The sequence below is a fragment of the Methylobacterium sp. Gmos3 genome, from assembly GCF_056430985.1.
Window position 1 is genome coordinate 192,989 of sequence record NZ_JBWJYL010000001.1, and the last position, 23,193, is coordinate 216,181.

Genomic DNA, 23,193 nt, shown 5'->3' on the forward strand with positions numbered 1-23,193 from the left:
AACCCACCGGACTTCGCGCTTTTACGCCGATACGGCATGATTTCACCGATCGATCGGACGACCTGTTAAGGAGCGCTTCCGCCATTATTCGCACGTGAATTGTGGTGGAGCGGGTCCGATGAGCGCGAGGCAGGCAAAGCGGGTGTCCCTCGACCGCCCCGGTCGCGTCATGGCGGGCGAGGGCGGCCAGCATGCCTGCATCGTCCGCGACATCTCGGCGGCGGGCGCGCGCCTGCTTCTCCCCGAGGCCGACCATATGCCGGAGACCTTCACCCTCTCCCTCGATCCCGGCGGCGATCCTTGGGCATGCCGGGTCGTCTGGCGCAGCCTCGGCGAGATCGGGGTGACGTTCAACTGAGGGTACGTCTTGACGGGGGAGGGCGGCCTCGGCTTCGTGCCCGGAACCCGTCACCCAACTCCTGGTCCCGATGTCCCTGACGCCGAAGCCCGATTCGAAGAAGCGGTTTGGCCCCGCCACGCGCCTCGTCCATGCGGGCCGCGATCCGTCCGAGCAGCACGGCTTCGTCAACACGCCGATCTATCGCGGCTCCACCGTCCTGTTCCCGACCTACGACGATCTCCAGCATCGACGCGGGCGCTACACCTACGGCACCCACGGCACGCCGACCTCCGACGCGCTCTGCGACGCCTGGAGCGACATCGCCGGCGCCGCCGGCACGGTCGCGACACCCTCGGGCCTCGCCGCCCTCTCCATGGCGCTGATGGCCGCCGTCTCGGCGGGGGACCATCTCCTCGTCACCGACTCGGCCTACCGCCCGACCCGCATCTTCTGCGACGAAGTGCTGGCCCGCTTCGGCGTCGAGACCACCTATTACGACCCGCTGGTCGGCGCCGGCATCACCGACCTGATGCGCGAGAACACGAAGGCCGTGCTGGTCGAGGCGCCAGGCTCGCTGACCTTCGAGATGCAGGACATCCCCGCCATCGCCGAGGCGGTCCATGCGCGCGGCGCCTGCGTGATCATGGACAACACCTGGGCGACGCCGCTCCTGTTCCCGCCGCACGAGCGCGGCGTCGACATCGCGGTGGAGGCGGGCACCAAGTATCTCAGCGGCGGCTCGGACCTGCTGCTCGGCCTCACCTCGGCCAACGCCCAGTACTGGCCGGCGCTGAACCGCACCTACCATCAGTTCTCGGTCTGCGCCGGGCCGGAGGACATGTTCCTCGCCCTGCGCGGGATGCGCACCATGGGCCTGCGCCTGCGCGAGCACGAGCGGCAGGCCCTCGACATCGCCCGCTGGCTCCAGGCCCGGCCGGAGGTGCTGCGCGTGCTGCACCCGGCCCTGCCGGAGGATCCCGGCCACGCCCTGTGGAAGCGCGACTTCTCCGGCGCGTCGGGCCTGTTCGGCGTGGTGCTGAAGCCGGTGCCGGAGGCGGCCGTGGCCGCGATGCTCGACGGGCTCGAACTCTTCGGGATGGGCTTCTCCTGGGGCGGCTTCGAGAGCCTGTGCATCCCCTTCGACTGCACGAGCTTCCGCACCGCCACGCGCTGGCAACCGGGCGGGCCGACGCTGCGCTTCCACATCGGCCTGGAAGACCTCGCGGACCTCAAATCGGACCTCGATGCCGGCTTCGCGCGGCTGCGGGCGACGGCCGGCGGGATTTGACTTTCCCCGCCCGATCCCGATTGAGGAACCGGGATCGGAGAGCCGCGACCCGGAGCTTATGACCACACGTCTCTCAGCCGGCGCGCTCGCGCGCGACGGCGACGCCCCGTCCGGCGGCCTGCGCGAAGGCCGCATCGCCCTGCTCGACCGGCTGTCCGCCAGCCATGCCCGCGCCTGCGCTGGCCTCGCCCTGCTGTGCCTGCTCCTGTTCCTGCCGGGGCAGATCTCGTTGCAGCCCATGGACCGGGACGAGCCGCGCTTCGCCCAGGCCTCCAAGCAGATGCTGGAGACCGGCGACTTCGTGTCGATCCGCTTCCAGGATGAGGCGCGCAACAAGAAGCCGGTCGGCATCTACTGGGCGCAGGCCGCCGCCGTGGCGGCGGGCGAGGCGCTCGGCGTGCCGCACGCCCGCACGCAGATCGCCCTCTACCGCCTGCCCTCGCTCCTCGGGGCGCTGGGCTCGGTGCTGCTCGCCTATTGGGGGGCGCTGGCCTTCCTGCCCCGCCGGAGCGCGCTCCTCGCCGCCGCCCTCTACGGCGCCTGCCTGATGCTGAACGCCGAAGCACATCTCGCCAAAACCGACGCTCTGCTCGCCGCCTGCGCCACCGCGAGCCTCGGGGCGCTGGCGCGGGTGTGGCTGGGGCGCCGGAAACTCCCTCCCCCCTATGCGGGGGAGGGAACCCTGCGCAGCAGGGGGGGAGAGGGGAACGACGGTTCCGGAGTTGTCACGCACGATGTCACATCCGGCACCGTCGCTCCCCTCTCCCGACCCCCGCTGACGCGGGGGCCACCCTCCCCCGCAGAGGGGGGAGGGAGGGTTGTCTTCCTCGCCTTCTGGCTCGGCCTCGCCGTCGGCATCCTCGTGAAGGGGCCGATGGTGCCCCTGTTCGTGGCGCTGCCCGCCCTCTTCCTGTCGTGGAAGGCGCGATCCGGCGCTTGGCTGAAGCCCCTTCGCCCCTGGGCGGGGCTCGGGCTGACGGCGCTGATCGTCGCCCCGTGGTTCGTGGCAATCACCCTCAAGAGCGGCGGCGCCTTCTATGCCGAGGCGGTCGGCAAGGACATGCTCGGCAAGGTCGGCGGCGCGGCCGAGCGCCATTGGGGCCCGCCCGGCGCCTACAGCCTCGCCTTCTTCGCCACCTTCTGGCCGGGCGCCGCCTTCGCCGCCATGAGCCTGCCGCTGGCGTGGCGCGAGCGCCGGGACGACGCCATCGCCTTCCTGATCGCCACGGTGCTGCCGGCCTGGCTCGTCTTCGAGGCGGTGCCGACGAAGCTGCCGCATTACGTCCTGCCGCTGATGCCCTGGATCGCCGTGCTGACGGTGATCGCCCTGGTCCGCGGCGAAATCACGCCCCGCCGTCGCGGCGCGCGGGCGGTGGCCCTGCTGGTGCCTGCGATTCCCCTCGGCCTGACCCTCGGCCTCTGCCTCACCGGCTGGAAGCTCGACAACCACGCGATCCCCTGGCTGGCCCTGCCGGTGCTCGGCGCCGCCTGCCTCGTGGCCGGGGCGAGCTGGCTCGCCTTCGCCCGCGCCCTACCGGAGCGGGCCTTCGGACTCGCGATCCTCGCCTCCTGCCTGCTCGGGCCGGGGGTGCTCGGCCTCGCGCAGCGGCAATTGCCGGCGCTGAAGGTCTCGCCGCGCCTCGCCGCCCTGAAGGACACGCTGCCCTGCCGCGACCCGCTGATCGCGAGCCTCGGCTACCGTGAGCCGAGCCTCGTCTTCCTCACCGGCACCAATCTCGACCTCCTGCCCGACGCCGACGCGGCCAAGGCCTTCCTGCAGGGGGGCGGCTGCCGGCTGCTCTTCGTGGAGGGCAAGGAGCGCGACGCGTTCAACTTCGCCTGGCCCGTAGGCCGCCCCGCCCCGCCGCCGGTCGGCGTGGTCGAGGGCTTCAACCTCAACACCGGCCGTCGCGTGTTCGTAACGGCCTATGCGGCAACCCCATGATGTCCCCGGACGCCCCCCGCCTGACCGTCGTCGTCCCCGTCAAGAACGAGGCCGGCAACATCGCCCCGCTGGTCGCGGAGATCGAGCAGGCCTGCGCCGGCCTTCCCTTCGAGGTGATCTACGTCGATGACGGCTCGACCGACGCCACCCCCGCCGCCCTGGAGGCCGCCCGCGCCGGCCGTCCCTGGCTGCGTGTGCTGCGGCACCAGTCCAGCGCCGGCCAGTCGGCGGCGGTGCGCAGCGGCGTGCTGGCCGCGCGCGGCGCCATCGTCGCCACCCTCGACGGCGACGGCCAGAACGATCCGGCCTTCATCCCGGCGCTGCTGGAGGCCCTGGAACAGGCCGGGGAGGGCGCCGGCCTCGCGCAGGGCCAGCGGCGCGGCCGCAAGGACGGGCGCTTCAAGATGATCCAGTCGCGCATCGCCAACGGGGTGCGCGGGCGGATCCTCAAGGATTCCACTCGCGACACCGGCTGCGGGCTGAAGCTGTTCCGGCGGCACGTCTACCTGCGCCTGCCGTATTTCGACGCGCTCCACCGCTTCATGCCGGCCCTCGTCGCCCGCGAGGGCTACGCGGTCGTCCACCGGGACGTGGTCGACCGGCCGCGCCTCACCGGCACCTCGAATTACGGGCTGTTCGACCGGCTCTGGGTCGGGCTCCTCGATCTCGCCGGGGTGTGGTGGCTGATCCGGCGCAAGCGCGCCACGCCGCGCGCCGTCGAGGCGGCGCGGGAGGCGGATGCCACGAGGGACGAAGACGTCGGATGCTGATCCAACTCGCGCACGACCTGCCGGACTACTTCTACGACGTGTTCGTCACGCGCTTCGATTTCTGGCTCGTGTTCGGCATCCTGGCGCAGCTGATCTTCGGCTCCCGCTTCATCCTGCAATGGATCGCCAGCGAGCGGGCGGGGAAGAGCGTGATGCCGCTCTCCTTCTGGTTCCTCTCCATCGCCGGGGGCTTGATGACCCTTGTCTACGGCTTCGTGCGCAAGGAGCCGGTGATCATCATCGGCCAGGGCCTCTCGACGGGCATCTATGTCCGCAACCTCGCGCTGATCTTCCGGGAGCGGCAGCGCAAGCGCGGCGCGGCGGCATGACCCCGCTGCCGGCCTTCTACGACGACCTCGACGCGAGCCTCTCGGAACTCTGGCGGCTCCTGGCGGACGGGGCCGCGCACGGCCGGAGCGGCTTCCACCTGCCGACCCTCGCGACCGTGGCGGGGGAGGGGCCGCGCCTGCGCACGGTGGTGCTGCGCGAGGCGGATGCCGCAACGGGCACCTTCCGGTTCCACTGCGACCGCCGCTCGGACAAGGCGTTCGAGCTGGCCGAGAACCCGGCTTGCGCGCTCGCCGCCTATGACGGGCAAGCCAAGATCCAGATCCGCATCGAGGGCCGGGCGAGCCTCCACACGGACGACGCGGTGGCCGAGGCGGCCTGGACCGGCTCGCGGGCGATGAGTCGGGTCTGCTACGGCGCCGAGCCGGCCCCCGGAACGGCGCTTCCCACCGCTGATGCCTATTCCCTCCCCGACGAGGCGATGGCGGCCACGATGGGGCGGCGGAACTTCTGCGCGGTGGTGGTGCGGGCGCAGCGCCTCGACTTCCTCTACCTCGACCGAAGGGGCCACCGCCGCGCGGCGTGGTGCGGGGACGGGTCCGATTGGGAGGGGGGCTGGGTGGCGCCGTGAGCCTTGCCGGGGTGCAGCTCGTCTCCTAAAGTAGGCAATCTCACTAGATTGGGGATTCCCATGGAGAAGACCATCTCGGCGGCGGAAGCCAACCGTGGGTTCTCCGAAATCCTGCGTGGCGTCCGCGACGGTCACAGCTACGTCGTGACGAATCACGGCCGCCCCGTCGCGCGCATCGTCCCCGCCGAACTGGAAGACGCCGCGCTCGACATGAAGAAGGAAGCTTTGCTTGAACGCCTGAGAAATCAGCCCCTCATGAATGCTGGACGTTGGACGAGGGAGGAATTGTACGAGGATGAACCGTGAAGGTCGCCTTCGACACCAATGTCCTGATGTATGCGGAAGGCATCGACACGGCGGAGAAGCGTGACATCGCGGTCGGAATGATCAACGAGATCCCCAGGGATAAAACGATCATTCCCCTTCAGGCCCTCGGAGAATCCTTCAACGTCCTGGTCCGAAAGGGAAGACGGACGCGAGATCAAGCCCGCGCCACGGTTCTCGGCTGGCTCGATCTCTACACCACCGTGCCGACGACGCCTGAGATCTTGGCGGCGGCGACGGATATCGCCACCGAGCATCGCCTCGCGATCTGGGACGCGGTGATCCTCGCCGCTGCCTCGCAGGCGGGCTGCCGCCTCCTCCTCACGGAGGATCTTCAGGACGGCTTCCGCTGGGGTGGCGTCACCGTCGCCAACCCGTTCGCGTCCCCGCGCCATCCTCTGCTCGAGGCCGCTCTCGCCAGAGTCGGCCCGCTGTCCTGAGGGAGCGGGCCGACGAAGGAGCGATCAGGCAAACATATCCGGCTGGGTCGCCGCGATGTGGTTGTAGATCGTCTGGAAGTGGAGCCAGCCGATATAGTCGCTGCCGACATGCTCGCGGCTGTAGCGGGCGGTCTTCTCGGAGATCAGCTGCGGCTTGATGCCGGTGGCCTCGACCATCAGCTGTTGTTTACAGGCGCGCTCCAGGGCGATGAACCAGAAGGCCGCGTCGTCGATGCTGTGCTGCGAGCAGGTCAGCAGGCCGTGGTTCTGGTGCAGCACGCCGCGGTTGCGGCCGATCTGCTGGGCCACCGACATCCCGCTGCCCTTCTCCACTGCCACCGCGCCGGCGGAAGCGCCGATCACCGCGTGGCTGTTGTAGAAGGCGGCGGCGTCCTGGCTGATCATGTCGAGCGGACGACCCGTGGCGCACCATGCGGTGCCGTAGGTGGTGTGCGCGTGGCACATCGCCATCACCTCGGGATACTCCTCGTGCACGGCGGCGTGCAGCACGAAGCCGGCCCGGTTGATCGCGTAGCGGCCCTCGACCACCCGGCCGTTATGGTCGGCAAGGATGAGGTTCGACATGTTCACCTGCGAGAAGTGAACGCACATCGGGTTGGTCCAGTACAACTCCGGACGCTCCGGGTCGCGGATCGTCAGGTGCCCGGCGAAGCCGTAATCGAAGCCGTGCATCGCGAAGGAACGGCAGGCGGCCACGAGGTGCTTCTTGCGGTACTCGCGCGCCTCGGCGTGGTTCGCGAAGTCCGGGATCTCCGGGAAGATCAGGCCCGATTGCTCGGGCTGGTAGATCGAGGTCCGCTTGCGGCCGGCATCGTCATTCGGGAGATCGATGGCGACGCTGTCGTGATGGTCGTGTTCGTCGAGCATGGCGTTCCTCTCCAGCGAATGGCGACGCGGCCGTCTGCGCAGCCTGCGCTGGTACTGTTGGCTCCGCCGCGGCCTTTGACAACCGCCGAAATCTCCGTGCTCGCCGTCCAAGCACATCCCCGGCCGCGACACTCATCGGCGCGGCGCGGCCAAGGAACGGCGGGCCGGAGACCTCACCCCTGGGCCGCGGAACGTCGCCGAGGCGCGATGGCAGCTTTGCATCCAGGCGCCTGACGACGCGGCCCCGTCTCGGCTAGAGACGCACGAGCCGGTTCCTCGAACGCGAACCGGGTTGAGGGAACCGCCGTGGGCCTCGTCTACGCGCTCGCCGCCTATCTGAGCTGGGGCCTCGTGGTCCCGCTGCACTTCCGGCTGCTCGGCGGGCTCAGCCCCTGGTACATCCTGGCCGAGCGCATCGTGTGGTCGACGATCTTCGCGGGCTTCCTGGCGCTGGCCTGGCGCAACCGCCTGCGGATGCCGATTCCGCTGACGCGCAAGCACGCGCTCCTCGTGCTCTCGGCCCTGTTCATCGGCGTGAACTGGCTGCTCTACCTCATCGCCATCGACCGGGGGCACCTGCTCGATGCGAGCCTCGGCTATTACATCAACCCGCTGATGAACGTGGCGCTCGGCCGGATCATCCTCGGCGAGCGGCTGCGGCCGGTGCAGGCGGTCGCCATCGGCATCGCGGCGGCCGGCGTGCTGGTGGCCGTGGTCTGGGCGGGCGACCTGCCGCTCATGTCCCTGGCGCTCGCCACCTCCTTTGCCCTCTACGGACTCGTGCGGAAGATCGTCGCGGTCGATTCCCTCGTCGGGTTCCTGGCGGAGACGCTGCTCCTCCTGCCGATCGCCATCGGCTGGCTCATCATCACGCCGGAGCCGTTCCTGCAGCCCGATCCGCACATGCTCGGGCTTCTGCTGCTCACCGGCCTCACCACGGCACTGCCGCTGATCTGGTTCGCCGCCGCCGCCGTGCGCCTGCGCCTGACGACGCTCGGCCTCCTGCAATACGTCGCCCCGACCTGCCTGCTGATCCTGAGCGTGATGGTCTTCGGCGAGCACGTGGAGCCGCACCGGGCCGCGATGTTCGGGCTGATCTGGCTCGGGCTCGCCCTCTACACCGTCGATGCCCTGCGCGGCCGGCGCGCCGAGGTGAAGGCGGCGGTGCTCCGCGTGTAGGCCGGCGCGGATACCTTTCGCCGGCGCGTGCCCTACCTTTCGACCGATCCAGCACCGGCGGGACCGATGAGTGACACAGTGGGCGGCGATGCCGTCACCGACGACGATTTCCGCAACCTCGCGGATGCCCTGCCGCAGCTCGCCTGGATCGCCAGGGCCGACGGGCACATCGTCTGGTACAATGCCCGCTGGTACGATTACACGGGCACGACCTTCGACGAGATGCAGGGCTGGGGCTGGCGCGACATCCACCACCCGGACCACATCGCCGCCGTGGAGGTGCGCTACCGCCTCGCCATCGAGGGCGGCGTGCCGTGGGAAGACACGTTCCCCCTGAAGGGCGCGGATGGCGAGTATCGCTGGTTCCTGTCCCAGGCGATGCCGCACCGGGCGCCGGACGGGACGATCCTGCGCTGGTACGGCACCAACACCGACATCTCCCGCCGCCGCGTCACCGAGGAGCGGCTGCGCCATTCCGAGGAACGGTTCCGGGCGCTGGTCGACGCCTCGGCGGCAGTGATCTGGAACACCAACGCGGAGGGTGAATTGCTGCCGCCGCAGCCGCGCTGGGGCGCCTATACCGGCCAGACCGAGGAAGGCTACCAGGGCTGGGGCTGGATCGACGCTGTCCATCCCGACGACCGGGGCGAGATCGCCGAGGCCTGGGCGCGCTCCGTCGAGGAGCGCATCCCCTATGCCGTGACCCACCGCCTGCGCCGGCACGACGGCGTCTGGCGGGACATGGAGGCGCGGGGCGTGCCCGTCTTCGCCACGGACGGGTCGCTGCGGGAATGGGTCGGCACCCATACCGACATCACCGCCCGCAAGGAGGCCGAGGCCGAGGCCGAACGGGCGCGGCAGGCCGCCGAGGCGGCGAACCGGGCGAAGAGCCAGTTCATCGCCAACATGAGCCACGAATTGCGCACGCCGCTCTCGGCGGTGATCGGCTATTCGGAGATGCTGGGCGAGGAACTGGAGGATATCGGCCAGGCGGCCCTGCTGCCGGACCTGCGCAAGATCGAGTCGGCCGCGCGCCACCTGCTCTCGCTCATCAACGACGTGCTCGACATCTCGAAGATCGAGGCCGGGCGCGTCACCGCCTCGGCCGAGACCTTCACGGTCGCCGACCTGCTGCAGGACGTGACCGACGCCACGGGCTCCCTCGTGGAGAAGAAGGCGAACCGCTTCGTCCTCGATGTCGAGGGCGACCTCGGCGCCATGCACCAGGACCAGACCAAGATCCGCCAGTGCCTTTTGAACCTCGTGAGCAACGCCGCGAAGTTCACCGAGAACGGGACGATCACCCTCACCGCGCGCCGCCACATCGAGGACGGGGCCGACTGGCTGTCCTTCGCGGTGTCCGATACCGGCATCGGCCTCACGCAGGAGCAGATCGGGCGCCTGTTCCAGCGCTTCGTGCAGGCCGACGATTCGACCACGCGGCAATTCGGCGGCACCGGGCTCGGGCTCGCCATCACCCGCGCCTTCTGCCGCACCATGGGCGGCGACATCGGCGTCACGAGCGAGCCGGGCAAGGGCGCGGTCTTCACCATGCGCCTGCCCTCGGTGCTCGTCACGGAGGACGAGCCGGCGGACGAGTTGCCCCCGGTGGAGGCGCACGAGCAGCACGACACCGTGCTCCTCGTGGACGACGATCCCGCCGCGCGGGAGTTGCTCCAGCGCTTCCTGGAACGCGAGGGGTTCCACGTCCGCACCGCCACCGACGGGCGCGCCGGCCTCACCCTGGCGCGCGCCCTGAAGCCGAGGGCGATCCTCCTCGACGTGGAGATGCCGCGCATGGACGGCTGGGCGGTGCTGCACGCCGTGCGCAACGATCCCGACCTCGCCGGCACCCCCGTCATCATGACCTCGGTGGTGGCCGAGCAGGGCATCGGGCAGGCGCTCGGCGCCACGGATTACTTCGTCAAGCCGATCGATTGGGACCGGCTGAAGGGGATGATGGAGCGCTACCGGCCGAAGGCCCCGGACGAGGCGCGGGTGCTGGTGGTCGATGACGATTCGGATGCGCGCGAGCGCCTGCGCCGCTCCCTCACCCGCGAGGGGTGGACGGTGGACGAGGCCGAGAACGGGCGCCTCGCCCTGGAGCATTACGACCGGGCGCGGCCGAACCTGATCCTCCTCGACCTGATGATGCCGGAGATGGACGGGTTCGGCTTCCTGCGCGCCCTGCGCTCGCGGCCGGACGGCGACGCGCCGGTGGTGGTGCTGACGGCGAAGGACATCACCGACGCCGAGAAGGCGAGCCTCGGCGCCCAGGCCGACCGGGTGATTCCGAAGGGTTCGCTGAGCCTCGCGGAGATCGGCCGGCAATTGCGGGTGCTCTATTCCCGTTCGAGCAACGAAGCCGTACCGGGCCGGATCCAAGGCTTGATCGAGCAACTGGCGGAGAAGGATTGATGAGCGAGACGGTCGATCCCGAGAAGGCGGTGGCGATCCGCCTGCGCGCGCGCCTTGCGGTGGTGGAGCGGGCCGCGTGGTTCGGCCTCGTCCACGCCATGCGCACCCGCCCCGAGGAGACGGAGGCCTTCATCGCCTCCGAGCGCGCGCGCTGCGCGGAAGGGTTCGGCGGCACGGCCTGGGCGCGGGACCTGACCGACGCCGAGCGCGCCCTGCTCGGCGCCGAGGTCGATAAGGGTCTCGCCGAGTTGCTGGCGGATGCCAAGGACGCGGTCTGAACGGTTCCGGTCGCCCTTGCGGAATCGCCGCCTCCAATTGTATATCCCATTGGGATATGCGGAGATGCCGGCCGTGACGAGTTCAACGGTGTTTACGAGCAATCGCAGCCAAGCGGTTCGCCTGCCCAAAGCGGTTGCGTTCCCCGACAACGTGCATCAGGTCGACATCCTGAGGATAGGTCGGAGCCGCGTGATCGTTCCCCGCGGGGCGCGCTGGGATGATTTCTTCGCGGAGGAAAGCCGTCTCAGCGAGGATGTCCTGGCCGAGCGTGAACAGCCGCCAGCTGAGGAGCGCGAGGCGCTTTGATGCTGACGTACATGCTCGATACGAACATCTGCATCTACGTGATGAAAGCTCATCCGCCAGAGTTGCGCGAAATGTTCAATCTCAACGCCGAACGACTCTGCATTTCGAGCATCACACTGGGTGAGCTGTGTTACGGCGCGGAGAAATCGGCGCGACGTGCGGACAACCTCGCGAAGATCGAGCGGTTCGTGGCACGCCTCGAGGTCCTGCCTTTCGGCGAGAAGGCCGCTGCCCATTACGGACAGGTGAGGGCGGAACTGGCACGGGCCGGGACACCCTGCGGCCCGCACGACATGCAGATCGGCGGGCATGCTCGCAGCGAGGGTCTCATCGTCGTGACCAACAACCTGCGGGAATTCGAGCGGATGCCCTGCGTCCGAACCGAGAACTGGGTCTGAAGAATTCCGGGCGCCCCGGTGCAGGGCGCCCGGCGGATCGGCTAGCGGTGGCAGAAGCCGCGCGGGGTGCGGTGGAGGTCGGGCGGGCAGCCGCGCGGGGCGCCGGAGATCGCCCGGCGGATCGCGCCGCGCGGGCCGCGGTTCAGGCGGCAACCGCCCATCGGTCCACGATGTTCGCCGAAGCCGCAGCCGCCGCGCACGAGCACCACCGAGGCCTCGCCGTTGGAGAGCGGAGCGGGGGCGAAGGGCGCGGCCTGGGCGGCACCGCCCGCGAACAGGGCCACGGAAGCGGCCAGGATCATCCCGGTCAGTCGCATGGATCTTGTCTCCCTTGTGGGGCGGAAACCCGTGGCGCGGGTCCGCCCGTGGCTGCCCCTCTGGTCCGGGCAGCGGGGTTGAACCGCCAAGCTCGGCTTTCGTTCCGCGGGTCAGGAGCGCGCGAACAGGTCGCGCCACGCGGGCGGCAGGCCCTCAAAGCGGCGCTCGCCCGGCGGCGTCGGCAGCACGCCGGGCAGGCTCGTCGCCGCATGGATGCCGAGGGCGATAGCCCGCGCCAGCACCCGCGCCGCCGCGTGGCCGAGGCGGGCCGTGTCGGCGATGGGGTCGGCGAGGGGCCGCTCTCCCGTCGCGGCGGCGAAGACGAGGTCGCCGTCGAGCGGCGTATGGGCCGGCACCAGGGCGCGGGCGAGCCCGTCCTGCGCGGCCACGGCGAGGCGGCGGCACTGCGCCTTGGTGAGGATCGCGTCCGTCGCCACCACGGCGAGCGTCGTCGCGGATCCAGCGGCGACGCGGGATGGGAAGGCATGGGCCTCCTCCAGCACCGGCACGGGCAGGCCGAGGCCGCCGAACTCGTTGCCCACCTCGAAGGGCGCCGCCCAGAAATGCGGTCCGTTCCCCACCACCGCGCTGCCGAAGGCGTTCACCGCCACCAGCGCGCCGACCTGGAACGGCGTCCCCGGCACGGGCGAGGAGGCCGAGCCGAGGCCGCCCTTCAGGGTGGCGGTGCGTGCCCCCGTCCCGGCCCCGACCGAACCGAGGGCGAAATCCCGCCCCGCCGCGTCGGCGGCTTGCCGGCCGAGGGCGCGGTAGGGCGGCTCGGCGCCCCAATCCTTGTCGCCGCCGTTGAGGAGGTCGAACAGGATCGCCGCCGGGACAATCGGCACGCGCATCCCGCCCACGGGAAAGCCCCGTCCGTGGCTCGCGAGCCAGCCCGTCACCCCAGCGGCGGCGTCGAGGCCGAAGGCCGAGCCGCCCGAGAGGACCAGCGCGTCGATGGCCTCCACCGTGCGCTCGGGATCGAGCAGGTCGGTCTCGCGGGTGCCCGGCCCGCCGCCGCGCACATCCACGGAGGCCACCGCCGGCCTGTCGAACAGGATCGCGGTGACGCCGCTGCGCACCCTCAGGTCCTGGGCGTGGCCGACCCGGATGCCGGGGATGTCGGTGAGACGGCCGCTCCGGTGGGAATCGCTCATGGCCCGACTGTGCCATGCGCCCAAGCGAGCCGAAACGGGCTCGCGATGCGCAGGCGCACTTTCCGCGCGGCCGATGGTTTCCATCTTGCCCACCATATTCCAGGGAGACAATCATGGATGTCGGGTTCATCGGAATGGGACGCATGGGGCGCGGCATGGCCGCCCGCCTCGCGGAGCACGGCCACGCCGTGCGCGCCTGGAATCGCTCGCCGGAGGCGGCGCAGGGCATCCCGGGCGTGACCGCCGTCGCCAGCGCGGCCGAGGCGTTTCGCGGCGACGCGGTGATCACCATGCTCGCCGACGACGCGGCGCTGGAATCGGTGCTCGTCCAGGGCGGCCTGCTCGATGGCGCCGGGCGGCCGGGCGTCCATCTCGGCATGAGCACGATCTCGGTGGCGCTCGCCGAACGGCTGACCGCGATTCACGGCCGGGCCGGCATCCCCTACGTCTCCGCGCCGGTCTTCGGCCGGCCCGATGTCGCCGAGGCGGGCAAGCTCAACATCGTCGCCGCCGGGCCGGAGGCCGCCATCACCGCCGCCGCGCCGCTGCTGGACGCGATGGGCGCGAAGACCTGGCGCTACGGCGAGGAGCCGAAGCGGGCCAACGCCGTGAAGCTCGCGGGCAACTTCCTGCTCATCTCAGCCATCGAGGCCATGGGCGAGGCCTGCGCCTTCACCGAGGGCCACGGCGTCACCGGCGCCGAGTTCCTCGACCTGATGACGAACACGATCTTCGCCTCGCCGGTCTACAAGAATTACGGCGCGGCCATCGCCGCCCGGCGCTACGAGCCGCCGGGCTTCGGCCTGCGCCTCGGCGCCAAGGACGTGCGCCTCGCGCTTCAGGCCGGCGAGGCGGCGGGCGTGCCGATGCCCTTCGCGAGCGTGCTCCGCGACGGGCTGATCGAGGCGATGAGCCATGGCGACGCCGAGAAGGACCTGTCCGCCCTGGCGGAAGTCTCACGGCGGCGCGGCGGACGGCGCTGAACCGGTCGCCGTTCCGCCGAACGCGGCCTAGAGGCCGAACCGCGCGTAGGCCGCCCGCTCTTCCAGGGCGGCCAGCGTCTCGACGGGGAGGGAGGCCACCGCCTCGCCGATCTTGCCCGGCGCCCCTCGGCGCAGGATGCGGCTCAGCAGGCCGCCCTTGGCCTCCGCGACCACCACGAGATCGACCTTCTCGCCGAAGCGGGCGCGCATCGTGCCGCGCAGATCACCGATGGAATCCACGAGCCCAAGGGGCAGGGCCTGTCGCCCGGTCCAGACGGCCCCCGTGAACAGGTTTTCGCCGACAGGCAGGCCCTTGCGCCGGGAGGAGACGAGTTCGGTGAACAGACCCTGCACATCGGCTTGGATGCGCTTGAGCCGCTCGATATCGGCGGGGTCCTCCGGCCGGAACGGGTCCAGCATCGCCTTCGCCTCTCCGATCGTGTGCACCCGGCGCTCGATGCCGAGCTTCTCCAGCAGGCCGGGGAAACCGAACCCCGCCGAGACCACGCCGATGGAGCCGACGATCGAGGTCGGGTCCGCGACGATCTCGTCGGCGGCGCAGGCGATCATGTAGCCGCCGGAGGCCGCGACATCCTCCACGAAGGCGATGACGGGCAGCGCCTTCTCTTCCGCCAGCGCCCGGATGCGCCGATGGATCAGGTGCGACTGCGCGGGCGACCCGCCGGGCGAGTTGATGACCAGCGCCACCGCCTTCACCCCCGGCAGGGTGAAGGCCCGCTCCAGGCTTCCCGCCACCGAGGCGATGGAGAGGCCAGGCCGCAGGGGAGAGACCGCGCCGATCGTGCCCGAGAGGCGCACCACCGCCACGCGGGGGCGCCGGTTCCGCAGGCGGCCCGGCAACAGGGCGCGGAGACGTTCGGACAGCGCGGTCATGAAGGCTCGACTCGACGGATCCCGGATGGATGCCCAGCATAATGGGATTTCAGTCCGCCGCCGCAAGTGCGGGTGCGTCGTCGCGGCAGGGGCGAGTCACCAGCGGTTAGCCGTCTGCGCAGTCTGCGGCACAAGCTGTGCGGGAACAATCGAACCGTTTCGCGTCTCGCGCCGTTTCTCGCGGACGGACCGACAATCGTGCGGGCCGTTGCGATGACCGGGAGGATGACGACACGATGCGCTCCTTGAAACTGCCGCGCTGGCCGATCCTGCTTCTGCTGGCCGCCTTCTTCTTCGGCCCGACCGCCGCCCCGGTGAGCGCCGCTCCGCTCCCCGTGCCGATGGCCGCCGCCGAGACCGCCCCGGCCGCCGCCGTGGAGAAGACCCAGTACTATGGCTACCGCCGGCATTACGGCTACCGCCCCTACGGCTACCGCCGCCATTACGGCTACCGCCCCTATGGCTACCGTCGCCACTACGGCTACCGTCGCCATTTCGGCCCGCGCTACTACCGCCGCGGCCCGGCCTTCTTCTACTGAGTGACACCGTCGCGTCCCGGCCGAAACGCCGGGGCGCGCCTTGCGCGCGCACGCGAAAGCCCTTAACCAACCGTCTGATATCTTTGCGCTTCCATAGCGCCCCGCATGGCCCCGGCAGGACGCTGCCAGAGGCCCGGACACAGACGGACAGACAACTTGGCCGAGACCGATCCGACGGGCGCACCGCCGCCCGCCAGCGACATCCGCCCCGTTTCCATCACCGACGAGATGCGCCGCTCCTACCTCGATTACGCGATGAGCGTGATCGTGAGCCGCGCGCTGCCGGACGCCCGCGACGGGCTGAAGCCGGTGCATCGCCGCATCCTCTACTCGGCGTTCGAATCCGGGCACCTGCCGGAGCGCAAATACGTCAAGTCGGCGCGCATCGTCGGTGACGTGATCGGTCTCTACCACCCGCACGGCGACCAATCGATCTACGACGCCCTGGTCCGCATGGCCCAGGACTTCTCGATGCGCCTGATGCTCATCGACGGGCAGGGCAATTTCGGCTCGGTGGACGGCGATCCGCCCGCCGCCATGCGCTACACCGAGTCGCGCCTCGCGAAGCCCGCCATCGCGCTGCTCAGCGACATCGACAAGAATACCGTCGATTTCGGACCGAACTACGACGAGTCCCGCGAGGAGCCCCTCGTCCTGCCGGCGCGGTTCCCGAACCTCCTCGTCAACGGGGCGGGCGGCATCGCGGTCGGCATGGCGACCAACATCCCGCCGCACAACCTCGGCGAGCTGATCGACGCCTGCATCGGGCTGATCGACGATCCGGGCCTGACCATCGAGCAATTGAACGAGATCGTCCCCGGGCCGGACTTCCCAACCGGCGGCATGATCCTCGGCCGGGCCGGCACGCGGCTGGCCTACACGACCGGGCGCGGCTCGGTGATCATGCGGGCGAAGTCGCATGTGGAGGAATTGCGCAAGGAGCGCGAGGCGCTGATCTTCACCGAGATCCCGTATCAGGTGAACAAGGCGACGCTGGTCGAGAAGATCGCGGAACTCGTCAAGGAGAAGCGGATCGAGGGCATCTCGGACCTGCGCGACGAATCCGACCGCAGCGGCATGCGCATCGTGGTCGAGATCAAGCGCGACGCGATGGCCGAGGTGGTGCTGAACCAGCTCTACCGCTTCACGCCGCTGCAAAGCTCCTTCGGCTGCAACATGGTCGCCCTCAACGGCGGCCGCCCCGAACTGATGAACCTGAAGGACCTGCTCCAGGCCTTCGTGGATTTCCGCGAGGAGGTCGTCTCCCGCCGGACCAAGTTCCTCCTCGGCAAGGCCCGCGAGCGCGCCCACGTGTTGTGCGGCCTCGCCATCGCGGTCGCCAACATCGATGAGGTGATCCGCCTGATCCGCACCTCGCCGGACCCGAACACCGCCCGCGAGGCGCTGATGGCGCGGGACTGGCCCGCCCACGACATCGCCCCACTGATCGCCCTGGTGGACGATCCCCGCCACCGGGTCGCCGAGGACGGCACCTATCGCCTGTCCGAGACCCAGGCCCGCGCCATCCTCGACCTGCGCCTGCAGCGCCTCACGGCGCTGGGCCGCGACGAGGTCGGGGACGAGTTGAAGAAGCTCGCCGCGGAGATCGCCGACTACCTCGACATCCTGCGCTCGCGGGCGCGGATCCAGGCCATCGTGAAGGGCGAATTGACGGAGGTGCGCGAGCAGTTCGCCACGCCGCGCCTCACAGAGATCGTCGACTACGATTCGAGCGTGGACGACGAGGACCTGATCCAGAAGGAGGACATGGTCGTTACCGTGTCCCATGCCGGCTACGTGAAGCGCGTGCCGCTCTCGACCTATCGGTCGCAGCGGCGGGGCGGCAAGGGCCGCTCCGGCATGGCGACCCGCGACGAGGATTTCGTCACGCGGCTGTTCGTGGCCAACACCCACACGCCGGTGCTGTTCTTCTCCAGCCAGGGCCAGGCCTACAAGGAGAAGGTGTGGCGCCTGCCGATGGCCGCACCGAACGCCCGAGGCAAGGCGCTGGTGAACATCCTGCAATTGCAGGATACGTCGGAGCGCATCACCACGATCATGCCGCTGCCGGAGGACGAGGCCTCCTGGGAGACGCTGGACGTGATGTTCGCCACCGCGAGCGGCAACGTCCGGCGCAACAAGCTATCGGACTTCACCACCGTGAACCGCAACGGCAAGATCGCCATGAAGCTCGATGAGGGCGATCACATCGTCCATGTCGAGATCTGCCGTCCGGACCAGAACGTGCTGCTGACCACGGCGCTCGGCCAGTGCATCCGCTTCCCCGTCGAGGACGTGCGCGTGTTCAAGGGCCGCGACTCGACCGGCGTGCGCGGCATCAACCTCGCCCAGGGCGACCGGGTGATCTCGATGACGATCCTGAACGCCTTCGATGCCACGGCCGAGGAGCGGGCGGGCTACCTGAAGATGCGCCGGGCCGTGACGGGCGAGACCGAGGAGACCATCGAGGAGCCGGAGGAGGGCGCCGAAGCGACCGCGATCTCGTCCGAGCGCTACACCGAGATGAGCGCGCACGAGCAATACGTGCTGACGATTTCCGAGCGCGGCTATGGCAAGCGGTCCTCGTCCTTCGAGTACCGGACCTCGGGCCGGGGCGGGAAGGGCATCACCGCGATGCGGGTCAACGCTCGCAACGGCCACCTCGTGGCGTCGTTCCCGGTGGAGGCGTCGGACCAGATCATGCTGGTCACGAATGGCGGTCAGCTCATCCGCGTGCCGGTGGACGACATCCGCATCGTCGGCCGCGCCTCGCAGGGCGTGACCGTGTTCAACACCGATAAGACCGAGAAGGTCGTCTCGGTGGAGCACATCGAAGGTGAGGACGAGGGCGAGGGCGACCTCGGCGGCGAGGCCGAGGCGCTCTGAGCCCGGGGATTCCAAAGGGCGTCACGCCCTTTGGTAGGGGTCCGGGGGCGAAGCCCCTGGACTGCGGGGCTCCGCCCCGCACCCGCCAAAGGGCTCGCCCTTTGGGAACCCCGACTTAACGGCCTGCGGCGGCCCGCTTGTTCGCGATCCGCGAGAACATGTTGCCGGTGTAATCGGCGACCTTGGGCTTCTCAGGCTCGCCGACCTGAGCCTCGAACGCCTCGATCCGCTTCAGCAGGGCGGCATCGTTGAACAGCGACGAGTTGAACGTCTTGTGGGCACGGGGGCCGAGGGCGGCCTGGACCGCGTCGAGGCGGGCGAGGAGCTCTTTGCGCGTCACGGGTTTCTCCGGGGGCGGGACGGCAGCACGCCACCCCAGGCCGCCACTCGACGCCCCGAGGGTAAACGCGGGGTTAACGGAGCTGGCTCAGCGTAGCAGTTCGATGCGTAATTCCGACGGGGCCAGCATCGCCCAGGCGCGGTCGGAGGTCAGTGCCGTCAGCCCACGCGTCGCGGCGAGTGCGAGGCAGGCGCGGTCTCCGAGGGACAGACCGGCCTGCCGTGTCGAGGCCCGCAGCCGCCCCGCCTCGACGGCCTGCGGCCGGTCGAACTCCACCACATCGAGGTGGAGCGGATCGAGGATAGCCGCCGCCATTTCGGCCGTGCCACCCCGTTCGACAATCTTTGCGACGATTTCGGAGTAGTTCACGGCCGAGATAACGGCCTCGCTGAGCACGGCCTCTACCCTGTCCGCGCCCGACTCTCCGCGCAAGAGACACATCAGGGCGGAGGCATCGAGGGCATAGCCGCCGGCCATGGGCCTAGTCCTCGGCGGCTTCCGCGCGCCGGTCGGCGATGAGTTCATCGACGAGACTGACGTCGTCCGGAACGAGCAGGCCCATCAGCCTCTGCGCATTGGCGATGGCGGCGCTTCGAGAACGAACACGCAGCTCCCCATCGGCGATCTCGACAGTCACGATGTCGCCGATCTCGACGCCGAGTTCGCGACGAAAGCTTGCGGGGATCACCAATTCACCGCCATCGGCGATTCTGACGGCCCGCGAGGCCATGATCGACTCCTCGTTCACGCAACGCGCAATCTAACCATCGCCTGAGCATTCACGCCAGTGGGACGCCACCCTCGCAGGCGGTCGCCGCGCACAGCGACGGCTGCCCGGCGGCGAGGGATGCCCGTGCGTCGTGAACCCGGAGCGCCTTCACAACCCCCTCATGAACCCCGCCAGCCGCATCAACCCCTCCGGCCAGGGCCCGTGGCCGCTGGCGACGTTGATGTGGCCCGATTCGCCCGCATCGACGGTGAGCGCCCCCCAGGAATGGGCGAAGTCGTCGGCGCGCTCGTAGGAGCAATGCGGGTCGGTGCGGCTCGCCACCAGCAGGGACGGGAAGGGCAGGGGGTCGCGGGGCACGGGAGCGAAGGCGCGCACCGTGTCGGGGAGGTTGGGCGCCTCCTCCACATCGGGAAACGCCACGAACAGGGCGCCGCGCACCACGCCCTCGGGAAAGCGCGGCACCGCCTCGACGCAGGCCACGACGCCGAGGCTATGGGCGATGAGGATGACGGGCCGCGTCGCCTGCGCGACGGCCTCGGCCACCCGCCCGCACCATTCCTCGGGGGTGGGGACGTGCCAATCGTCCTGCGCGACGATCCGGGCCGTCGGGAGGCGCCCGGCCCAGCGCGCCTGCCAGTGGCCCTCCTCGGAGCCCCCGAGCCCGGGCACGATCAGGATGTCGCAATCGGCAGTCTTCATGCCGCGATGCCTAGAGCAGGCCCACGCCGCCGCGCAAGCCTCGGCGCTCAGGCCGCCGCCGCCTGCTCCCGCGCGAGGATGTGCGCGGCGATCTGCATGGAGGCGAGGTTCTTGTGCTTGGCCTCGATCTCGAAATCCGCCCAGGCGAGATGGCGGGCGACGAGATCGTTCACCGCCCGGTTCCACATCAGGTCCGAATGGGCCGCGAGGTCGCGCACCGAATGGCCCGCCTCGCGCAGCGCGGGGAAGTCGGGGAGGCGGCTCTCCGCGCCGTCGGTGATGACGGCCTCCCGCGAGACGCTGATATGCGCCACCGGCCGCACCCCGCGCCAGGATTCGATCACCCGGCCGATCCGGGCATCGTCCGGCTCGAGATACTCGCCGCCGCTCTGCACCCAGTGATGGTGCAGGTCGAGGACGACGGGCACGAGGTCGGCCAGCCGCAGCACCTCGTCGAGGCCGAACAGGTTCTCGTCGTTCTCCACCGTCACGAGGTCACGGGCGAGGCGGCTCGCCCGCGGCAGGGTCTCGCGAAAGCCCGCGACGCCGGGGTCGCCCGCGCCGACATGGATGTTGATGTGCGCGCCGTGCGGATGCCAGCCGTCGCCGTAGCCCATCAGGCCGAACAGCTCGGCGTGGTAGTCGAGTTCGGAAAGGCCGTTCTCGATCGCAGCCGGATTGCGGCTCGCGATCAGGCAGAACGGGCCGGGGTGGAAGCTTAATCGCACCCCGAGCTTGCGCGCCAGGGCCCCAGCCTCGGCGAGGCCCGTCTCGACGATCTTGCGCATCTCCGGTTCGGCATAGAGCGCTTGCACGGACAGGTGCGTGTAGCCGGGCAGGACGTTGCTGCCCATGCGCAGCAGCCGCTCCAGGGGCGGGCGGGCGCCGACCCAGGCGATCTGCCGGGACAGGGCCGTCAGGTTGTGCGTCACGACGCCCACGAGCTTTTCCCGCCGGGCGGCGGGGTCGAGCTTGGCGAGGTGCGCCATCGTCACCGTCGTCAGGTTCATGGCGCGGGTGGCCTCCCGCGCCGCCTTGAGGGTGGCATGGGTGCCCGGCGGCTCGTCGAGGACGAAGGTGCAGCAGAATCCGAGGCGTGCGGGCGGGGGGGCGCGGTTTGGCATGGGGGCACAACGCGCGAAGTGCCGTTCCGTCACGCGGAACGGGCGGGCGAGGCCGACGTTTGCGAAACAGCGGAGCGTGGCAATACCGCCCACCTCGCCCCGGCCGAACCGCGATGACGACGCCTTCCCCCCGCCTGGGCGGCCCGCCCGACCAAGCCTCGACCCTCTGGATCCTGATGCTCGGCACGGCGCTCGTCGCCCTGGCCGTGTCCCAGCCTCGCCGCGTCGCCGTGGCGGCCCCCGCGCCGGAGCCGGAGCCGGAGGCCAAGCGCAAGCCGGCCTCGACCCTCGGGGCGCGCTCCATCGAGGGCCACGCGGCGCGGCTCATCACCGCGACCCAGCCCGAGCGCGGGCGCCACGCGGAGAACCCCACGGATATCCCCGCCTCCGGCTGGAAGGACATCCTGATCCGCGTCTACCTCGAGTTCATCAAGGACCGGGTGCTCGCCGTCGCGGCGGGCGTGACCTTCTACACCCTGCTCGCCCTGTTCCCCGGCATCATTGCCCTGGTGACGCTCTACGGGCTGTTCGCGGATGCCAGCGTCATCAACGATCACCTCGCGCAGCTCCACGCGGTGCTGCCCTCGGGCGCCGTGGAGATCATCGGCGATCAGGTGAAGCGCATCGCCTCGAAGCCCAGCGGCACGCTGGGGCTCACCTTCTTCACCGGCCTGCTCGTGTCGATCTGGAGCGCGAACGCCGCGATGAAGGCGATGTTCGATGCCCTGAACGTCGTCTACGAGGAGGAGGAGAAGCGCAATTTCATCATGCTGAACCTGCGCTCCCTCACCTTCACGGTGGGCGGGCTGATCTTCGCGATCATTGCCCTGAACGCCATCGTCGTGGTGCCGGTGGTGTTCAACTTCCTCGGCCTCGGCTCCGAGGCGTGGCTGATCGCGGCGCTCCGCTGGCCCGCCCTGCTGCTGGTGATCCTCGGCGCGCTCTCAGTGCTCTACCGGTTCGGGCCGAGCCGGGAGCACGCCCGCTGGCGCTGGGTCGGCGTCGGGAGCCTCGTGGCGGGGCTGCTCTGGCTCGTCGCCTCGCTGCTCTTCTCCTGGTACGTGTCGAGCTTCGGCACCTACAACGAGACCTACGGGTCGCTCGGCGCCGTCATCGGCTTCATGACCTGGATCTGGATCTCGTCCACGATCGTGCTGCTCGGAGGGGAGATCAACGCCGAGATCGAGCACCAGACCGGGCGCGACACCACCACGGGCAAGCCCCTGCCGCTGGGGGCGCGCCGGGCGCGGATGGCCGACACGGTCGGCGCGGCGGCATGACGGGGCGGTGGAGGCTTCCTATATTCCGGGGGAAGGAGACACCCATGTCCGACAGCATCAACGCCCCCGCCGAGACGATGAGCGACGACGAGTGGCGCGCCCGCCTCAGCCCGGACCAGTACCGCGTGCTGCGCGAGCACGGCACGGAACGGGCCGGCACGTCCTGCCTGCTCGCCGAGAAGCGCGCGGGCACCTTCGCCTGCGCCGGCTGCGGCCAGCCCCTGTTCGAGCAGGGCACCAAGTATGAATCCGGCACCGGCTGGCCGAGCTTCTTCGCACCCCTCGAAGGCGCGGTGGAGACCACCACCGACCGCAGCTACGGCATGACCCGCACCGAGGTCCATTGCGCCCGCTGCAAGGGCCATCTCGGCCATGTCTTCGAGGATGGCCCGGCTCCGACCGGCCTGCGCTACTGCATGAACGGCGCGGCCCTGTCCTTCGAGCCGGTCTGACGAATCCCGTGGACGGCGAGCGGGGATCGTGGGGAAACACCCCCCCGGACCCCGCTCGCGTCGCATCCGCCGCCTTGATTTCGGCGACTTTTTGCGTAGTCGCTCTAAAGACTACGGGCTCGGTCGCGCGCCTGTTGCGGAAAGCTACAGTCAGGCTTGGGTTTTTCGCGATGGAGCAAAAGGTCGAAACCCACCGAACCGTTCGCTCGACTTGCACTCGACTCGGTGCGTCGAAGTCGACTGGACCAATCGGTCGTTCCCGAGCGCTACGCCGGGCCGGGCGTGAGGAGTGAAACAGTC

General features: G+C 69.9%; 27 protein-coding genes. 18 read left to right on the top strand and 9 right to left on the bottom strand.

Annotation, left to right across the window (positions count from 1 at the left end; genetic code table 11):
• Nucleotides 1–118 precede the first annotated feature (118 nt).
• The 8 genes from ACS5Q7_RS00975 (at nt 119) to ACS5Q7_RS01010 (ending at nt 6,026) form a co-directional block, all read left to right on the top strand.
• Nucleotides 119–358 carry a PilZ domain-containing protein gene (locus ACS5Q7_RS00975; protein WP_478337563.1) on the top strand — a complete coding sequence of 80 codons (240 nt, stop codon included), beginning with the start codon at nt 119–121 and terminating at the stop codon, nt 356–358.
• Nucleotides 359–428: 70 nt separating this feature from the next.
• Entirely contained in the window at nt 429–1,628 is a 1,200-nt protein-coding gene (gene metC, locus ACS5Q7_RS00980) for a cystathionine beta-lyase (protein ID WP_478337564.1), read from the top strand.
• A gap of 58 nt (nt 1,629–1,686) precedes the next feature.
• A complete protein-coding gene (locus ACS5Q7_RS00985; RefSeq protein WP_478337565.1) occupies nt 1,687–3,573 on the top strand; it encodes an ArnT family glycosyltransferase in 1,887 nt (628 codons plus the stop codon).
• Entirely contained in the window at nt 3,570–4,343 is a 774-nt protein-coding gene (locus ACS5Q7_RS00990) for a glycosyltransferase family 2 protein (RefSeq protein WP_478337566.1), read from the top strand. The genes ACS5Q7_RS00985 and ACS5Q7_RS00990 overlap by 4 nt, the downstream gene beginning before the upstream one ends.
• Complete coding sequence (locus ACS5Q7_RS00995; RefSeq protein WP_342163725.1) at nt 4,337–4,672, top strand: lipid-A-disaccharide synthase N-terminal domain-containing protein; 336 nt, start codon at nt 4,337–4,339, stop codon at nt 4,670–4,672. Before ACS5Q7_RS00990 ends, ACS5Q7_RS00995 begins: the two co-directional genes overlap by 7 nt.
• A complete protein-coding gene (locus ACS5Q7_RS01000; protein ID WP_478337567.1) occupies nt 4,669–5,262 on the top strand; it encodes a pyridoxamine 5'-phosphate oxidase family protein in 594 nt (197 codons plus the stop codon). Before ACS5Q7_RS00995 ends, ACS5Q7_RS01000 begins: the two co-directional genes overlap by 4 nt.
• A 60-nt stretch (nt 5,263–5,322) precedes the next feature.
• Nucleotides 5,323–5,568 carry a type II toxin-antitoxin system Phd/YefM family antitoxin gene (locus tag ACS5Q7_RS01005; protein ID WP_478337568.1) on the top strand — a complete coding sequence of 82 codons (246 nt, stop codon included), beginning with the start codon at nt 5,323–5,325 and terminating at the stop codon, nt 5,566–5,568.
• Nucleotides 5,565–6,026: a PIN domain-containing protein gene (locus ACS5Q7_RS01010; RefSeq protein ID WP_478337569.1), complete on the top strand. Its 462-nt coding sequence runs from the start codon at nt 5,565–5,567 to the stop codon at nt 6,024–6,026. Before ACS5Q7_RS01005 ends, ACS5Q7_RS01010 begins: the two co-directional genes overlap by 4 nt.
• A 24-nt stretch (nt 6,027–6,050) precedes the next feature.
• Here the strand turns inward: ACS5Q7_RS01010 and ACS5Q7_RS01015 are convergent, their stop codons facing one another.
• On the bottom strand, nt 6,051–6,914 hold the full coding sequence (locus ACS5Q7_RS01015) for a class II aldolase/adducin family protein (protein ID WP_478337570.1): 864 nt from the start codon (nt 6,912–6,914) through the stop codon (nt 6,051–6,053).
• Between the two features lie 306 nt (nt 6,915–7,220).
• On the opposite strand from ACS5Q7_RS01015, the gene rarD reads away from it, so the two are divergent.
• The 5 genes from rarD to vapC all read left to right on the top strand — a co-directional run bounded on the left by rarD (nt 7,221) and on the right by vapC (nt 11,494).
• Nucleotides 7,221–8,093 carry an EamA family transporter RarD gene (gene rarD, locus ACS5Q7_RS01020; protein ID WP_478337571.1) on the top strand — a complete coding sequence of 291 codons (873 nt, stop codon included), beginning with the start codon at nt 7,221–7,223 and terminating at the stop codon, nt 8,091–8,093.
• 66 nt (nt 8,094–8,159) lie between these two features.
• Nucleotides 8,160–10,511, top strand: coding sequence for a hybrid sensor histidine kinase/response regulator (locus ACS5Q7_RS01025; RefSeq protein WP_478337572.1), 2,352 nt, complete (start codon nt 8,160–8,162; stop codon nt 10,509–10,511).
• Nucleotides 10,511–10,789 carry a hypothetical protein gene (locus tag ACS5Q7_RS01030; protein ID WP_478337573.1) on the top strand — a complete coding sequence of 93 codons (279 nt, stop codon included), beginning with the start codon at nt 10,511–10,513 and terminating at the stop codon, nt 10,787–10,789. Before ACS5Q7_RS01025 ends, ACS5Q7_RS01030 begins: the two co-directional genes overlap by 1 nt.
• A 73-nt stretch (nt 10,790–10,862) precedes the next feature.
• Nucleotides 10,863–11,096, top strand: a complete 234-nt coding sequence (gene vapB, locus ACS5Q7_RS01035) for a type II toxin-antitoxin system VapB family antitoxin (protein ID WP_478338002.1) — start codon at nt 10,863–10,865, stop codon at nt 11,094–11,096.
• Nucleotides 11,096–11,494 (top strand): type II toxin-antitoxin system tRNA(fMet)-specific endonuclease VapC, encoded by a 399-nt coding sequence (gene vapC, locus ACS5Q7_RS01040; RefSeq protein WP_478337574.1) that lies wholly within the window; start codon nt 11,096–11,098, stop codon nt 11,492–11,494. The genes vapB and vapC overlap by 1 nt, the downstream gene beginning before the upstream one ends.
• A gap of 41 nt (nt 11,495–11,535) precedes the next feature.
• Here vapC and ACS5Q7_RS01045 read toward each other — a convergent pair whose 3' ends face one another.
• Nucleotides 11,536–11,811 (bottom strand): GCG_CRPN prefix-to-repeats domain-containing protein, encoded by a 276-nt coding sequence (locus ACS5Q7_RS01045; RefSeq protein ID WP_478337575.1) that lies wholly within the window; start codon nt 11,809–11,811, stop codon nt 11,536–11,538.
• A gap of 111 nt (nt 11,812–11,922) precedes the next feature.
• Nucleotides 11,923–12,966 carry a P1 family peptidase gene (locus ACS5Q7_RS01050; protein ID WP_478337576.1) on the bottom strand — a complete coding sequence of 348 codons (1,044 nt, stop codon included), beginning with the start codon at nt 12,964–12,966 and terminating at the stop codon, nt 11,923–11,925.
• Between the two features lie 113 nt (nt 12,967–13,079).
• Here ACS5Q7_RS01050 and ACS5Q7_RS01055 point away from each other — a divergent pair, with 113 nt between their 5' ends.
• On the top strand, nt 13,080–13,949 hold the full coding sequence (locus ACS5Q7_RS01055) for an NAD(P)-dependent oxidoreductase (RefSeq protein WP_478337577.1): 870 nt from the start codon (nt 13,080–13,082) through the stop codon (nt 13,947–13,949).
• A gap of 27 nt (nt 13,950–13,976) precedes the next feature.
• Here ACS5Q7_RS01055 and ACS5Q7_RS01060 read toward each other — a convergent pair whose 3' ends face one another.
• Entirely contained in the window at nt 13,977–14,843 is an 867-nt protein-coding gene (locus ACS5Q7_RS01060; RefSeq protein ID WP_478337578.1) for a S49 family peptidase, read from the bottom strand.
• Nucleotides 14,844–15,079: 236 nt separating this feature from the next.
• Here ACS5Q7_RS01060 and ACS5Q7_RS01065 point away from each other — a divergent pair, with 236 nt between their 5' ends.
• Nucleotides 15,080–15,382 (top strand): hypothetical protein, encoded by a 303-nt coding sequence (locus tag ACS5Q7_RS01065; RefSeq protein ID WP_478337579.1) that lies wholly within the window; start codon nt 15,080–15,082, stop codon nt 15,380–15,382.
• A 156-nt stretch (nt 15,383–15,538) separates the two neighbouring features.
• On the top strand, nt 15,539–18,268 hold the full coding sequence (gene gyrA, locus ACS5Q7_RS01070; RefSeq protein WP_478337580.1) for a DNA gyrase subunit A: 2,730 nt from the start codon (nt 15,539–15,541) through the stop codon (nt 18,266–18,268).
• 115 nt (nt 18,269–18,383) lie between these two features.
• Here gyrA and ACS5Q7_RS01075 read toward each other — a convergent pair whose 3' ends face one another.
• The 5 genes from ACS5Q7_RS01075 to ACS5Q7_RS01095 all read right to left on the bottom strand — a co-directional run bounded on the left by ACS5Q7_RS01075 (nt 18,384) and on the right by ACS5Q7_RS01095 (nt 21,161).
• Nucleotides 18,384–18,608 (bottom strand): hypothetical protein, encoded by a 225-nt coding sequence (locus ACS5Q7_RS01075; protein ID WP_478337581.1) that lies wholly within the window; start codon nt 18,606–18,608, stop codon nt 18,384–18,386.
• Nucleotides 18,609–18,695: 87 nt separating this feature from the next.
• Nucleotides 18,696–19,085, bottom strand: coding sequence for a type II toxin-antitoxin system VapC family toxin (locus tag ACS5Q7_RS01080; protein ID WP_478337582.1), 390 nt, complete (start codon nt 19,083–19,085; stop codon nt 18,696–18,698).
• Between the two features lie 4 nt (nt 19,086–19,089).
• Nucleotides 19,090–19,338, bottom strand: a complete 249-nt coding sequence (locus ACS5Q7_RS01085; protein WP_478337583.1) for an AbrB/MazE/SpoVT family DNA-binding domain-containing protein — start codon at nt 19,336–19,338, stop codon at nt 19,090–19,092.
• A 147-nt stretch (nt 19,339–19,485) separates the two neighbouring features.
• Nucleotides 19,486–20,037 carry an RBBP9/YdeN family alpha/beta hydrolase gene (locus ACS5Q7_RS01090; protein WP_478337584.1) on the bottom strand — a complete coding sequence of 184 codons (552 nt, stop codon included), beginning with the start codon at nt 20,035–20,037 and terminating at the stop codon, nt 19,486–19,488.
• A gap of 47 nt (nt 20,038–20,084) precedes the next feature.
• Complete coding sequence (locus tag ACS5Q7_RS01095) at nt 20,085–21,161, bottom strand: apurinic/apyrimidinic endonuclease family protein (protein ID WP_478337585.1); 1,077 nt, start codon at nt 21,159–21,161, stop codon at nt 20,085–20,087.
• A gap of 113 nt (nt 21,162–21,274) precedes the next feature.
• On the opposite strand from ACS5Q7_RS01095, the gene ACS5Q7_RS01100 reads away from it, so the two are divergent.
• Both ACS5Q7_RS01100 and msrB read left to right on the top strand, forming a co-directional pair.
• Complete coding sequence (locus ACS5Q7_RS01100) at nt 21,275–22,441, top strand: YihY/virulence factor BrkB family protein (RefSeq protein ID WP_478337586.1); 1,167 nt, start codon at nt 21,275–21,277, stop codon at nt 22,439–22,441.
• A gap of 44 nt (nt 22,442–22,485) precedes the next feature.
• On the top strand, nt 22,486–22,893 hold the full coding sequence (gene msrB, locus ACS5Q7_RS01105; RefSeq protein WP_478337587.1) for a peptide-methionine (R)-S-oxide reductase MsrB: 408 nt from the start codon (nt 22,486–22,488) through the stop codon (nt 22,891–22,893).
• Nucleotides 22,894–23,193 lie beyond the last annotated feature (300 nt).